Raw genomic sequence first — 13,627 nt, 5'->3', positions numbered from 1 at the left:
CTGTGTTTCCTGCGTGAATAGAAAAAGTAAGTACTTGAGAATGCTAAATGTGAAGTGAATAGCCTTCCGTGCCGAGGTTTATCGTGCTGATGAGGCACTTTGTAACCTGAATGGAAAACGGCGTTCGGTCATGTGAAGGTTTTTGTTGTAAAAACGCTTCTTAATAGGGGGACCTATATGGTCTTCCCCCGTATTGCAAGAACGCAGTGACAATGAAAGTAACAGGTTTGCTTTCGTATATTCGGCCTGTTGATGAAGCTACTGCTTCTGGCCTTGATGAAACATTCGCGCATATCGTCCTTAACGCTTACACGGCCTTGATTAATTCTGGCCAAGCCCCGATCCCAGGTTTTCGATATGCAGGTTTGACCTGTTTTTCATCGTTTCTGCTTTCTACGCAATGCTGGAGTTAACGGTATAAATTACCCTGTTTCAACTTCTTATTTCATGCTACCGAAACCCGGTAAACTTCATTACGAGTGATAATAACCCAGACAATACGAATTAACTTATTTGCCAGGGCGACGACTGCCCTGTTAAATCCTCGTTTCTCCCGGACCAGGTTAACCCATGAGCTAAGTTGATCCGTTTTGCCTGCGGATCTGAACAAAACAGCTCGGGCACCATGTATCAGCATTGATCTGACGTAGCTGTTTCCACATTTGGTGATCCCCAGAAGAACCTGTTGCCCCCCTGTGCTGAATTGTCGTGGAACCAACCCAAGAGCCGCTGAAGCATCCCGACCTCTTTTAAACTGTTTTCCATCACCCATCCAGCTTTTCACTGCCAGACTAACCAGTGGACCAAAACCCGGAATAGAAAGTAGGCGCTGGCATACTGAATCCCCGGCGGCATTTTTTCGCTGTCGGTTGTCATACCATATGAGTTCATCATCCAGAGCCGCCAGCCGCTGATATTGCCGTTGTAACAGTTCACGCATCTGGGGCGTAAATCCATTCTCTGCATCTTCAAGCAACTCGGGTAATTTACGTCGAAGCTCAGTTGCGCCTTTACGCAAAACAATACCATACTCTGCCATTAACCCTCTGATATGGTTGATTAACTGCGTTCTTTCTTCAGAAACAAGTCGTCGCATTTTTAAAAAGGTTTGTTCATCCTGCTGAGATAGCGTTTTTACCGGAACTGGGCGAATTGTTCCGTGCCAGCAGGCTTCGGCAATGGCCTGAGCATCGTTATAGTCGTTTTTCTGGCGACGCTGATAAGCCCTGACGTGCTGAGCGGGTAGCATCACAACATCATGCCCCGTCTTTTGAATTTCTCTGGCCCAGTGATGAGAAGCACCACATGCCTCCATGGCGACAATCATCCTGGACTGTGTCGTAAACCAGCCAATCAACTTTTCACGAGAGAGCTTAATCCTTCCACCAGGCTTCCCTTCCGGTGAAAGGCTGAAAAGATAAAAATTTGTTTTCGCAAGATCAATTCCAATAATGTTCAGCCTTGACATGGTTTCTCACCCTTTCAACGCTGATTGAATTACCACCATCATGACGGTATTGAGAGTCGCCGTGAAGGAGGGGGTAGACCATCTCATCGCTTACGTTGCTGATGAAGACATTACAAACATCGCGGTGTATTAATCAACGGGGATCAGGTCAACCCGCCTCAACAATGGCGAGTCACTGACCGTCAGGAGCCTTGCTGACGAATTTAGCATTTGCGAAAAAACAATACGGCGTGATCTGACCGAACGTCTTGCTTACCTGAACTTGCTCCGACAGGGAAAGCAGTACTGGATCGCTTCACGTTTAAGTCCATACAGCGCGGTAAATATGCCAGAAGGTTATAGAACAAACAAAAAATAAAAGAATTACGTTCCCCGCACCTTCAGGTGCGGGTGAACAACCACTAACTTTTTGTCGATGAACTGAGAAGATTGTCAATATAATCAGCGTACCACTGCATCATTTCTCGTCTTCCATCCAGATACTGTGCATGGTTATATGTGCCGCGAATGCTGTTTTTATCCACGTGAGCGAGCTGCATCTCGATCCAGACTGTATTAAACCCCTGCTCATGCAAAATGGTGCTCATAGTGTGGCGAAAGCCGTGTCCGGTAGCTTTACCATCGTAGCCGATACGTTTGATAACCATGTTGATACTGGCTTCACTCATCGGTTTGTTGATGTTGCAGCGCCCTGGAAACACGAGTTGATACTGACCGGTATAAGTGCGGAGTTCCAGCAGGATCGACAGAACCTGGTCTGACAAAGGCACCAGATGTTTGCGGCGCTTTTTCATCCGGCTTTCGGGGATTGTCCACAATGCATTCTCCAGATCAAACTCTTGCCATTCTGCAGCGCGAAGTTCAATCGTACGAACCCCCGTCAGTAGCAGCAGACTGGTTGCCATACGCGTAATGCAACTGCCATGGTAATTAGCCAGACTGGCAAGGAACGCGGGTAACTCGGATGCCTGTAGGTGAGGGAAGTGCTCGGTCTTTGGTGCGGTCAGAGTACCGGTCAGTTCCGCAGCTGGATTAATCGTCGCACGCCCTGTTGCTATGGCGTAACGGAAGATCTGATTGCAGTACTGCCGGACCTTACGTAATTTTTCCAGCGAACCGCGTTTTTCAATCAGCCGTAAAACTTCCAGCATCTCCAGAGGCAGGATCTCAGCGACAGGGCGTTTGCCCACATACGGGAAAATATCCTTCTCCAGCGCCTCCTGAACGCTTTCTGCGTAGCTTTCCGACCATGAGATACACTTATGCTTATGCCACTCCATGGCGAGTGCCCTGAAGGTATTTACGACGGATATTTTTTTGGCGAGTTTTTCGAGCTGCTTTTTCTCACTCGGATCGCCGCCATCAGCAATCACTTTTCTGGCTTCATCGCGTTTTACACGCGCGTCAGCCAGAGAGATTTCAGGATAAACACCGATAGATAACTTTTTCTCTTTACCGGCGATACGGTATTTCATACGCCAGTAGCGTTTTCCGGTGGTGGTTACCAGGAGAAAAAGGCCACGTTCGTCAGAGAGTTTATAGTCCTTCTCTTTAGGCTTGGCGGTCTCGACCTGCCGGGCTGTCAGTGCCATATGGGGGCCTCAATTTTCATTGAACACAAAGAGCCCCCTGAAAAGCCCCCGGATGCAACTTGATTTAGAGAGAATCGAGTTGAGGTCAGTGGAGTTCGTAATGTTGGAAAGTGGCGTATAGCAGTGATTATACTTGAGTTTTGTGATGTTTGGGAGACGTACATTGAAGTGAAAGTGGTGCCCGGACTCGGAATCGAACCAAGGACACGGGGATTTTCAATCCCCTGCTCTACCGACTGAGCTATCCGGGCAACGGGGCGCATTAAACCGTATTCACGTCTGTCAGTCAATCAAATTTCTGGAAACATTGTTCAACCGCTTAATATTGCGGCAATCTGCATGGTTATGCCTGAAGTTTGCACAAATCTCCCCGACAGATGCGGCTAAAACAGATAATGCTCGCTTAGGTCAGCGCACCGCCCATTCGGCACTGGGCAAAGCGTAGGATATCTTCGGCCAGGTGGTGTGCCGTTTCGACATCAGCATGACTACGATTAACCAGCATGCGGCTCAGGCAGCCTTCCAGCACCAGTTCCATCTGTTTGGCGACCATTGCCGGGTCGTCAACTTCCAGCGTCGTGAGCAGTTCATGGGTGAAGTCATGTGCTGCCTTTTTTTGCTGATCGGCTAACTGATGGATCGGATGCCCGGGATCGGGGTAAAACGTACAGGCGGCGATGAACAGACAGCCGGGATAGCGATTATTGCTCACGCATTCGGACAGTGCGGTGTAGCGCGCCAGTAATTTCTGCTCAGCGCTCAGGGTGTCATCCAGCAAAAGCTGACGCCGCCAGATATCCACCCGCTGGCTGAGGTAACGTAGCGCATCGTACAGAATGGCCTCTTTATCGGGCCAAAAGCGCTGCAGTTCATCCAGAGGATAATCGATACGTTCGGCCACCATTTCCAGCGTGGTATTGGCTATCCCTTGCACCTCAAGTAATTTCAGGGCTTCTCCCAGGACATCTTCACGTTGCACGGTATTCTCCTCCGTATTTCCTGTTGCAAGTGTCGCTCACGGTTGGCGATCGCGCAAATGTGCGCTGAAGCTAGCGGCATCCATAAAACCCGTTACCCGGGCCTCCGGATGCTCTTTTCCCTCGGCATCAAAGAACAAGATAGTCGGCAAACCTAAAACCTGTAGATGTTTCAGCAGAGCGACATCCTGGGCATTGTTTGCTGTCACATCCGCTTGCAACAGCACAGTGTTGCCTAGCGCTTGCTGAACCTGCGGATTACTGAACGTGTACTTTTCAAATTCCTTACAGGCTACACACCAGTCGGCATACAGATCCAGCATGACTGGCCTGCCTTTAGCTTGCTCCAGCGCTTGATTTAACGCATCTACCGATGCCACCGGCGTGAAGTTAAGGTGTGCCTGGGTTTGAGTATGCGGTGCGCCGAACGCCCAGTCTTGCAGTGGACGCACGCATACCAGTGCTGCGGCTAACAGGACAATCTGCACGATACGCATCCAGGCGTGCTTTGCCTGCAGGCTGGTAATGAACGCCCAGCCAAAGAACGCGACACCTAACAGTGACCATAAGCGAACGCTCCACTCGTCGCCAACGATACGTTCGAGTAAGAAGACGGGAAGCGCCAGAATGACAAAGCCAAAAGCGGTTTTGACATGTTCCATCCATGGGCCGCTTTTAGGTAACAGGCGATTGCCAAATACGGTAATCAGCATCAGAGGTAATCCCATCCCCAGCGCGTACAGATACAGCGTGCCGCCTCCCAGCCACATGTTCCCGCTCTGAGCGATATACAGCAAAATCGCGCTTAGCGGGGCCGTTGTGCAAGGAGAACAGATGAGGCCAGCAATCGCCCCCATCGCAAAGACGCTGCCGGGAGCTCCGCCTTGCTGGCGGTTACTCATTAGCGTGAGGCGCGTTTGCAGCGATGAAGGCAGTTGCAGTGTGAACAGGCCAAACATCGACAGAGCCAGCAGCGTAAAGATGACGGCAAGGCCAATCAGGACGTAGGGATGCTGAAGCGCAGCCTGGAACTGTAAACCGGCGGCTGCAACAACCAAACCCAGCGCGGTATAGGTGAGCGCCATCCCCTGGACATAGATAAACGTCAGCAACAGTGCGCGCCCGGTTGATAAGCGCTGCTTGCCGCCCAGCACGATGCCGGAAATCAATGGATACATCGGTAATACGCAGGGCGTAAACGCGATGCCTATTCCGATCAGCAATGCCCACAGTGCGGAAAAGGGAAGTTGAGCCGCGGGCTGCGGTTTCTCTTGCGGATCGACAGTGGCTGGCACCGGCGCAGGTGTCGCCTGGATATCGGCAGACACTTCACTTAACGGTACAGTTTTGGTTTCTGGCGGATAGCAAAATCCGGCGTCGGCGCAGCCCTGGTATGTGATCGTTAATGTTGCGCCAGACTTAGCCTGATTGACCGTGATCGGGATAGTCAGCTGTTTACGGTAAATCTCACTTTTGCCGTAAAACTCATCTTCATGCCAGACGCCTGGCGGCAGTTTTATCTCGGCAATATCGGCCTGAGATGGCGTAATGCTTATCTGTTTGCGATACAGATAGTAGCCATCTTTAACCTGCCATGTGAGGTTCAGATCGTGTTGGTTTTGCTGAAAATCAAAAACAAACGCCCGATCGGCAGGTACAAACTGCGAGCGGCCAGGCGCGTCAAATAATCCAGCAAAGGTAGATGTGCTGCACAGCAGCAGGATCAGCGTAAGGATGCGTTGAGCCATGAGCGGTAATCAAAGTCTCCGTGAGTGACGGGTAAAACCAGAAGTTCAGGCGTTTGATACGGATGATGTGACTTCAGGCAATCGAGAAGGGCTTGCTGGTGTGTGACGGTGGTTTTTAAAATCATCTGCACTTCATATTCCTGTTCCAGTTTGCCTTCCCAATAGTAGAGGGAGGTCGCACCGGGTAGCAGGGTCACGCAGGCAGCCAGCTTTTCCGCCAGCACTTTGGCGGCGAGATCCTGGGCGGTTGCTTCATCCGGGGCGGTACAGAGCACCACAACGGTATCGGGGATGGAAATATCCTGACTCTTTACATCAAGCATAAACACCTCGAAAGAACAGAGTAACCAGCAAAAGAATGGTCACTATACAACGGACGAGGGAAGGATGTTAGTTAAAGCGGGGTGGGGAGTAGGAATTGCAGGGCGCCCAGGCACCCTGCAGGAAAAACTTACAGCATGAAGCTACCCAGCAAGAAGCCGAAGCAGACAGCCAGAACCACACCCAGAGTACCAGGGATGAAGAACGGATGGTTAAAGACGAATTTACCGATGCGGGTTGTACCGGTGTCATCCATCTGAACCGCCGCAACCAGAGTTGGGTAGGTTGGCAGAATGAACAGGCCAGAAACCGCGGCGAAAGACGCAACAGCAGTCAGTGGGGAAACGTTCAGAGCCAGAGCCATCGGCATCAGTGCTTTAGCGGTTGCAGCCTGAGAGTACAGCAGCGCGGAAGCAAAGAAGAAGATGACCGCCAGCAGCCACGGATGACCCTGGATTACGCTACCTGCAGTATCTTTGATCCAGTCAATGTTGTGAGATACGAAGGTATCACCCAGCCATGCAACACCCAGGATACAAATACAGGCGCTCATACCGGCTTTGAAGGTGCTGGAGTTCAGGATGGAGTCAGTTTCAACGCGGCAGACGATCGTTGTCAGCGTCGCGACGCTCAGCATGATGATCAGGATTGCGTTGGTGGTGTTCATCAGCGGTTTAGCCACCAGGCCAAGGCTTGGGCTGTTGATGATGGCGTATACAACTACGCAAACCACGCCCAGCAGGAACAACCAAACGGAGGTTTTCGCGCCAGCTTTGATTTCAACTTGTCTTTCACCGCGCAGTTCAACCAGGCCTTCTTCCAGACGCTTACGATAAATCGGGTCGTCAGACAGTTTGGAGTTGAACAGTGCGGTGATCAGGAAGGACATCACCAGAACGGCCAGCAGGGTGGACGGAATGACCACGGACAGCAGGTGAATGTAGCTGATGCCATGACCTTCCATGACGGAAGACATGTAAACCACGGCTGCGGAGATTGGAGAAGCCGTAATCGCAATCTGTGCAGAAACCACTGCGGTAGAGAGCGGACGGCAAGGCTTGATACCTTGTTCCTTCGCAACTTCAGCGATAACTGGCAGCGTTGCCAGAGAGATGTTGCCAGTACCGGCAAAGATAGTCAGGAAATAGGTCACGATAGGTGCAAGGATCGTGATGTATTTCGGGTTCTTACGCAGCAGTTTTTCAGTTTGGTGAACCAGGTAGTCCAGACCACCGGCAATCTGCATGGCAGAGATAGCAGCGATAACCGCCATGATAATGGAAATAACATCGAACGGGATATTACCGGGTTTTACGCCGATAGCGGCAAGAACCAGAACACCCAGCCCACCTGCAAATCCAATACCGATACCCCCAAGTCTGGCACCTAAAAAGATTGCCAGCAAAACGATGATAAGTTCTAAAACTATCATATTAGCCTTCCTTGTTGTTTAACAAGTTGATATTAAATTGTTGTTTTTAAGTAACTTCGAGTAAGAAAAAAGGCACGTCATCATGACGTGCCTTCTCCGGTACTACCCTACACGATTACTGTTCGCTTTCATCAGTATAACGTTTTGCTTTATAAGCAGGGTGCATCAGGTTCTGTGCAGAGAAGATATCGTCCAGTTCAGACTCGGTCAACAGACCGCGTTCCAGGACAACTTCACGTACGCTCTTACCAGTTTCGGCACAAATTTTACCGACGATGTCGCCGTTGTGGTGACCGATGAACGGGTTGAGGTAAGTAACGATGCCGATGGAGTTGAATACAAACGCTTCACAGACTTCTTTGTTAGCAGTGATACCACTAACGCATTTTTCCAGCAGGTTGTAGCAAGCGTTGCTCAGAATGTGAATGGATTCAAACATTGCCTGACCAATGACCGGCTCCATTACGTTCAGCTGCAGCTGACCAGCTTCAGATGCCATGGTAACAGTGATGTCGTTACCGATGACTTTGAAGCACACCTGGTTTACGACTTCCGGAACAACCGGGTTCACTTTAGCTGGCATGATAGAAGATCCAGCCTGCAGTTCCGGCAGGTTGATCTCGTTCAGACCCGCACGCGGACCAGAGGAGAGCAAACGCAGGTCGTTACAGATTTTGGACATCTTCACAGCCAGACGCTTCAGTGCGCCATGCACCATAACGTATGCGCCACAGTCAGAAGTTGCTTCAATCAGGTCTTCTGCCGGAACACAGGCGAAGCCAGTGACTTCAGCCAGTTTCTGTACTGCCAGCGGAGAGTACTCTTTCGGCGTGTTCAGACCAGTACCGATTGCTGTTGCGCCGAGGTTAACTTCCAGCAGCAGCTCAGCGGTACGCCCAATGTTTTTCACTTCTTCTTTCAGCAGTACGCTGAAAGCACGGAATTCCTGACCGAGAGTCATCGGTACAGCATCCTGCAATTGGGTACGACCCATTTTCAGGATGTCCTGGAATTCATCGGCTTTTTTCTCAAAGCCTTCACGCAGCTGGTTCAGTGCATCAATCAGTTTGATGATGGATGCGTATACAGCGATACGGAAGCCAGTTGGGTATGCATCGTTGGTAGACTGACATTTGTTAACGTGGTCGTTCGGGTTCAGGTACTGATATTCACCTTTCTGGTGACCCATCAGTTCCAGACCGATATTGGCCAGAACTTCGTTGGTGTTCATGTTGACGGAGGTACCCGCACCACCCTGGTAAACGTCTACCGGGAACTGATCCATGCATTTTCCGTTATTCAGGACTTCATCACACGCAGCGATGATGGCATTTGCCACACTCTTAGGAATGGTTTGCAGCTCTTTGTTGGCCATTGCCGCTGCCTTTTTAACCATTACCATACCGCGAACAAATTCAGGAATATCGCTGATTTTGCTGTTGCTAATGTAGAAGTTTTCAATCGCTCTCAGAGTGTGGACACCGTAGTAGGCGTCCGCTGGAACTTCCCTGGTACCCAACAAGTCTTCTTCGATACGAATGTTGTTTAACATGTGAACCTTCTTTTTCAAGCTGCCAATGATTTGACTAAACACACAGGATATATGTGATTTCGATTGTTTCTCGACCGACGATTATCCCCTGCATCGGTCTGATACCCGAGATCATATGCTGGTTAAGGATTTCTACCGTAATCTGGATCACTTAAAGCGTGGAATTTACCCCTTATTTATTATTCTGTGAAATGGATCACCCCTTTGTGATTAACCCTAAATATTAGTGTACAAGCCACTTGAAATTTTGCTAACCACCACAATATCAAATCGATGCGATTAACATAATTTTTCGAACAGAAGTTGAACAAAACGGCTGTTATTAACAGGAGATCCCTTTGCGCTGGATACCATTACTTGCCATTTTTCTCTATGTTTACATAGAGATATCTATTTTTATTCAGGTTGCCCATGTGATGGGCGTCCTGATGACACTGATTTTGGTTATTTTTACGTCGGTTATCGGTATGTCTCTGGTTCGTAATCAGGGATTTAAGAACTTTTTACTGATGCAACAAAAAATGGCGGCTGGTGAAAGTCCGGCTGCAGAAATGATCAAAAGCGTATCGCTGATTATCGCTGGCCTGCTGTTGGTGCTGCCTGGCTTTTTCACCGATTTCCTCGGTCTTCTTCTTTTATTACCCCCGGTGCAAAAACATCTGACGATGAAACTGCTGCCACATTTACGTTTTTCGCGTATGCCTGGCGGTGGTTTTAGCGCCGGAACCGGTGGCGGTGAGACTTTTGATGGTGAATTTCAGCGCAAGGATGACAAGCGCGACAGCATCGAACATAAAGACGATCGTCGGGATTAAGCCTCAGTATGTAGGCCGGATAAGCGTTAGCGCCATCCGGCAAAAGTGTTTATAGGCCGGATGATGGCGTCAACGTTGCCTTATCCGGCCTGCGGGGTAAAAACAGCCACAGCCCTGCCAGCATAATCAATGCGTACAAACTCTTCCAGCCGACCATTGCCAGTAGTAGTAGGCACAGCAGACCACCAATGATTGCCAGTGCGCGGTAATGCCCTTTCAGTAATCGACAACCCGCCAACATGCACAGCAAATAAATCATAATAAAGATGCCGTTGGCGTAGACGATTAACGCATCGAGATTGATTTGCAGCATATAGATACACAGAGTACTGACTACGCAGCAGCCTAAGACGGCGTTTAGCGCATTGCGCGGAAGGTGGCGGGGGGACAGGCGAGCCAGATAACTCTCAGGCTTATACTGCGCTTGCGACCAGACCAGTCGAGCGAAACTTTGAATATAAATGTTGAGGCTGGCAAAACAGGCCAAATAACCAATGATGCAGGCGACCCACAGTGCCTGTACACCAAACAGTTGCACGACGATTTCTGGCAGCGATGCTGCGGCGGCCATTTGCTCGCCGTAGGCACCAAAATGGAGAACGACGACGGTGCATGCCCAATAAACAGATCCAGCCAGCAGCAGGCCAATCATCAGCGCGCGTGGGAAGTCTCGTTCCGGATTTTTGAATTCAGACGCCAGGTGAGCAAACGCTTCGAGGCCAACAAAACACCAGAACATCACCGACAGTGCGGCGAACAGACCGGGGAGTTCAATATCGCTAATTGCAGGGAAGGGGATTTCGCCTGGTTTCAGATCGCCCGCCCACCAGATAGCAACAATGAGGGCAACAATCAGTCCGGCAATGACCGTTTGCAGATTAGCGCTTGAGCTTGCGCCGCGGGAGCCGATGTACCAAACCAATGCCAGCGTACCCAGCTCAGCCAGCAGAAGCTGCTCGTCATGCCAGCCAAACATCGCCTGACCGAATCCGGCGGCGATGTGCAATGCCGCAGGCAAGCCGACAGGAATGACCGACAAAAATAGCCATCCGGTGACGCGCTCCAGTCGTGAACCAAAGGCCATGCCGACAAAATGCGCCACACCGCCTGCGCTGGGGAAATGACGACCCAGTACGGCGAAGACAATTGCCACCGGAAAGACCAAAACAATCAGCACCGGCCAGGCCCACAGGCTGTTATTGCCAGCCACCAGCGCAGCCAGCGCGGGGACGGCGAAAACGCCTGTACCTAACAATGATGTCGACAACAGGCCAACGCCCTGAGCCAGTCCCAGCTCTTGTTTCAGTCCGCTCATAAGTGGTTATCCGATTATGCCCATTGACCGGGCTACAACGCAGATTTTTGATGGTATCACAATCGGATTTGCTTATGACGACGTGACTGAAATCGTTATGGAATGTGAGGCAGGTCGGCATTTTGACGGGATTTTCTGCTGATAAAAAATTTTTTTCGCTTGCCCCCTTGAAGGCACAAAACCCCATCCCCATCTCTCTGGTCACTAGCCGGGAAACCGTTTACGGGCCGGCGTCACCCATAACTGATAAAGACTTTCTCAAAGGAGAGCTATCAATGAGTATTCGTCCGTTACATGATCGTGTGATCGTCAAACGTAAAGAAGTTGAATCCAAATCTGCTGGCGGCATCGTACTGACTGGTTCTGCAGCAGGTAAATCAACTCGTGGCGAAATCATCGCTGTCGGTAAGGGTCGCATCCTGGACAACGGTACCGTACAGCCGCTGGACGTGAAAGTCGGCGATATCGTTATTTTCAACGATGGCTACGGTGTTAAATCTGAGAAGATCGACAATGAAGAAGTGTTGATCATGTCTGAAAGCGACATCCTGGCAATTGTTGAAGCCTAATCCGCGAACGACACTGAACATACGAATTTAAGGGAAAGAGAAAATGGCAGCTAAAGACGTAAAATTCGGTAACGACGCTCGTGTGAAAATGCTGCGCGGCGTAAACGTACTGGCAGATGCAGTGAAAGTTACCCTCGGTCCAAAAGGCCGTAACGTAGTTCTGGATAAATCTTTCGGTGCACCGACCATCACTAAAGATGGTGTTTCCGTAGCACGTGAAATCGAACTGGAAGACAAGTTCGAAAACATGGGTGCGCAGATGGTGAAAGAAGTTGCCTCTAAAGCGAACGACGCTGCAGGTGACGGTACCACCACCGCAACCGTACTGGCTCAGTCCATCATCACTGAAGGTCTGAAAGCCGTTGCTGCGGGCATGAACCCGATGGATCTGAAACGTGGTATCGACAAAGCTGTCGCTGCTGCTGTTGAAGAACTGAAAGCACTGTCCGTACCGTGCTCCGACTCCAAAGCTATTGCTCAGGTTGGTACCATCTCCGCTAACTCCGACGAAACCGTAGGTAAACTGATCGCTGAAGCGATGGACAAAGTCGGTAAAGAAGGCGTGATCACCGTTGAAGACGGTACCGGTCTGCAGGACGAACTGGACGTGGTTGAAGGTATGCAGTTCGACCGTGGCTACCTGTCTCCTTACTTCATCAACAAGCCGGAAACTGGCGCAGTAGAACTGGAAAGCCCGTTCATCCTGCTGGCTGACAAGAAAATCTCCAACATCCGCGAAATGCTGCCGGTTCTGGAAGCTGTAGCGAAAGCAGGCAAACCGCTGCTGATCATCGCTGAAGATGTTGAAGGCGAAGCGCTGGCGACTCTGGTTGTTAACACCATGCGCGGTATCGTGAAAGTCGCTGCGGTTAAAGCACCTGGCTTCGGCGATCGTCGTAAAGCAATGCTGCAGGATATCGCTACCCTGACCGGTGGTACCGTTATCTCTGAAGAGATCGGTATGGAGCTGGAAAAAGCAACTCTGGAAGATCTGGGTCAGGCGAAACGCGTTGTTATCAACAAAGATACCACCACCATCATCGATGGCGTGGGCGACGAAGCTGCAATCCAGGGTCGCGTGACTCAGATTCGCCAGCAGATCGAAGAAGCAACTTCCGACTATGACCGTGAAAAACTGCAGGAGCGCGTAGCGAAACTGGCAGGCGGCGTTGCGGTTATCAAAGTTGGTGCTGCGACTGAAGTTGAAATGAAAGAGAAGAAAGCCCGCGTTGAAGATGCCCTGCACGCTACCCGTGCTGCGGTAGAAGAAGGCGTGGTTGCTGGTGGTGGTGTTGCGCTGATTCGCGTAGCGTCTAAAATTGCCGGCCTGAAAGGTCAGAACGAAGACCAGAACGTAGGTATCAAAGTTGCGCTGCGCGCAATGGAATCCCCACTGCGTCAAATCGTACTGAACTGCGGCGAAGAGCCGTCTGTAGTGGCTAACACCGTGAAAGCCGGTGACGGTAACTACGGTTACAACGCTGCAACTGAAGAATACGGCAACATGATCGACATGGGTATCCTGGATCCAACCAAAGTAACTCGTTCTGCTCTGCAGTACGCGGCTTCTGTTGCGGGTCTGATGATCACCACCGAGTGCATGGTTACCGACCTGCCGAAAGGCGATGCGCCTGACTTAGGTGCTGCTGGTGGTATGGGCGGCATGGGTGGTATGGGCGGCATGATGTAATTGCCCACACCCTGCATCCTTCAGGCTGCAGATGCGTTGGCTGCGTTTGCTAACCCCAGTCACTTACTTGAGTAAGCTCCTGGGGATTAACAAACTGGCCGCCTTCCTGCAACCAGAATGATTTGGGTGCTCATCTCCCAGAATTGAG

Annotated in this window: 12 protein-coding genes and 1 tRNA gene; 4 read left to right on the top strand and 9 right to left on the bottom strand. The window is 50.5% G+C overall.

Annotation, left to right across the window (positions count from 1 at the left end; translation table 11 throughout):
* Positions 1 to 445 precede the first annotated feature (445 nt).
* Positions 446 to 1,468: an IS110 family RNA-guided transposase gene (locus tag OGX67_RS14020; RefSeq protein ID WP_016154415.1), complete on the bottom strand. Its 1,023-nt coding sequence runs from the start codon at positions 1,466 to 1,468 to the stop codon at positions 446 to 448.
* Positions 1,469 to 1,610: 142 nt separating this feature from the next.
* Between OGX67_RS14020 and OGX67_RS14015 the strand changes: the two genes are divergently transcribed.
* On the top strand, positions 1,611 to 1,826 hold the full coding sequence (locus OGX67_RS14015) for a DeoR family transcriptional regulator (RefSeq protein ID WP_223822565.1): 216 nt from the start codon (positions 1,611 to 1,613) through the stop codon (positions 1,824 to 1,826).
* 43 nt (positions 1,827 to 1,869) lie between these two features.
* On the opposite strand, the gene OGX67_RS14010 is transcribed toward OGX67_RS14015, so the two are convergent.
* The 7 genes from OGX67_RS14010 to aspA all read right to left on the bottom strand — a co-directional run bounded on the left by OGX67_RS14010 (position 1,870) and on the right by aspA (position 9,090).
* On the bottom strand, positions 1,870 to 3,060 hold the full coding sequence (locus OGX67_RS14010; RefSeq protein WP_016154414.1) for a tyrosine-type recombinase/integrase: 1,191 nt from the start codon (positions 3,058 to 3,060) through the stop codon (positions 1,870 to 1,872).
* 175 nt (positions 3,061 to 3,235) lie between these two features.
* Positions 3,236 to 3,311: transfer RNA gene (locus OGX67_RS14005), tRNA-Phe, on the bottom strand.
* 152 nt (positions 3,312 to 3,463) lie between these two features.
* On the bottom strand, positions 3,464 to 4,039 hold the full coding sequence (locus OGX67_RS14000) for a transcriptional regulator (RefSeq protein WP_003025441.1): 576 nt from the start codon (positions 4,037 to 4,039) through the stop codon (positions 3,464 to 3,466).
* A gap of 36 nt (positions 4,040 to 4,075) precedes the next feature.
* Positions 4,076 to 5,785, bottom strand: coding sequence for a protein-disulfide reductase DsbD (locus tag OGX67_RS13995; protein WP_257651303.1), 1,710 nt, complete (start codon positions 5,783 to 5,785; stop codon positions 4,076 to 4,078).
* Positions 5,761 to 6,108 carry a divalent cation tolerance protein CutA gene (gene cutA, locus OGX67_RS13990; protein WP_003025447.1) on the bottom strand — a complete coding sequence of 116 codons (348 nt, stop codon included), beginning with the start codon at positions 6,106 to 6,108 and terminating at the stop codon, positions 5,761 to 5,763. The genes OGX67_RS13995 and cutA overlap by 25 nt, the downstream gene beginning before the upstream one ends.
* A 128-nt stretch (positions 6,109 to 6,236) precedes the next feature.
* Entirely contained in the window at positions 6,237 to 7,538 is a 1,302-nt protein-coding gene (dcuA, locus tag OGX67_RS13985) for an anaerobic C4-dicarboxylate transporter DcuA (RefSeq protein WP_003025449.1), read from the bottom strand.
* A 115-nt stretch (positions 7,539 to 7,653) separates the two neighbouring features.
* Positions 7,654 to 9,090 (bottom strand): aspartate ammonia-lyase, encoded by a 1,437-nt coding sequence (gene aspA, locus OGX67_RS13980; protein WP_003025452.1) that lies wholly within the window; start codon positions 9,088 to 9,090, stop codon positions 7,654 to 7,656.
* A 338-nt stretch (positions 9,091 to 9,428) separates the two neighbouring features.
* Here aspA and OGX67_RS13975 point away from each other — a divergent pair, with 338 nt between their 5' ends.
* A complete protein-coding gene (locus OGX67_RS13975) occupies positions 9,429 to 9,905 on the top strand; it encodes an FxsA family protein (RefSeq protein WP_003025457.1) in 477 nt (158 codons plus the stop codon).
* A gap of 49 nt (positions 9,906 to 9,954) precedes the next feature.
* On the opposite strand, the gene yjeH is transcribed toward OGX67_RS13975, so the two are convergent.
* Positions 9,955 to 11,220 (bottom strand): L-methionine/branched-chain amino acid transporter, encoded by a 1,266-nt coding sequence (gene yjeH / locus OGX67_RS13970; RefSeq protein ID WP_003025460.1) that lies wholly within the window; start codon positions 11,218 to 11,220, stop codon positions 9,955 to 9,957.
* A 275-nt stretch (positions 11,221 to 11,495) separates the two neighbouring features.
* Between yjeH and OGX67_RS13965 the strand changes: the two genes are divergently transcribed.
* Together OGX67_RS13965 and groL are read left to right on the top strand one after the other, a co-directional pair.
* Entirely contained in the window at positions 11,496 to 11,789 is a 294-nt protein-coding gene (locus OGX67_RS13965; protein WP_000027827.1) for a co-chaperone GroES, read from the top strand.
* Positions 11,790 to 11,832: 43 nt separating this feature from the next.
* Entirely contained in the window at positions 11,833 to 13,479 is a 1,647-nt protein-coding gene (gene groL, locus OGX67_RS13960) for a chaperonin GroEL (RefSeq protein WP_003025464.1), read from the top strand.
* Positions 13,480 to 13,627 lie beyond the last annotated feature (148 nt).

Source organism: Citrobacter sp. Cf118 (assembly GCF_030334095.1).
GTDB classification, from domain to species: domain Bacteria; phylum Pseudomonadota; class Gammaproteobacteria; order Enterobacterales; family Enterobacteriaceae; genus Citrobacter; species Citrobacter freundii.
The sequence above is the reverse complement of the archived record's forward strand: the minus strand, read 5'-3'. Positions and strand labels throughout refer to the sequence as shown.

Excerpts from the sequence above, each read along its gene's own strand:
- yjeH (WP_003025460.1), bottom strand. The coding sequence starts at position 11,220 with ATGAGCGGACTGAAACAAGAGCTGGGACTGGCTCAGGGCGTTGGCCTG.
- dcuA (WP_003025449.1), bottom strand. The coding sequence starts at position 7,538 with ATGATAGTTTTAGAACTTATCATCGTTTTGCTGGCAATCTTTTTAGGT.
- aspA (WP_003025452.1), bottom strand. The coding sequence starts at position 9,090 with ATGTTAAACAACATTCGTATCGAAGAAGACTTGTTGGGTACCAGGGAA.
- groL (WP_003025464.1), top strand. The coding sequence starts at position 11,833 with ATGGCAGCTAAAGACGTAAAATTCGGTAACGACGCTCGTGTGAAAATG.
- OGX67_RS14020 (WP_016154415.1), bottom strand. The coding sequence starts at position 1,468 with ATGTCAAGGCTGAACATTATTGGAATTGATCTTGCGAAAACAAATTTT.
- OGX67_RS13965 (WP_000027827.1), top strand. The coding sequence starts at position 11,496 with ATGAGTATTCGTCCGTTACATGATCGTGTGATCGTCAAACGTAAAGAA.
- cutA (WP_003025447.1), bottom strand. The coding sequence starts at position 6,108 with ATGCTTGATGTAAAGAGTCAGGATATTTCCATCCCCGATACCGTTGTG.
- OGX67_RS13995 (WP_257651303.1), bottom strand. The coding sequence starts at position 5,785 with ATGGCTCAACGCATCCTTACGCTGATCCTGCTGCTGTGCAGCACATCT.
- OGX67_RS14010 (WP_016154414.1), bottom strand. The coding sequence starts at position 3,060 with ATGGCACTGACAGCCCGGCAGGTCGAGACCGCCAAGCCTAAAGAGAAG.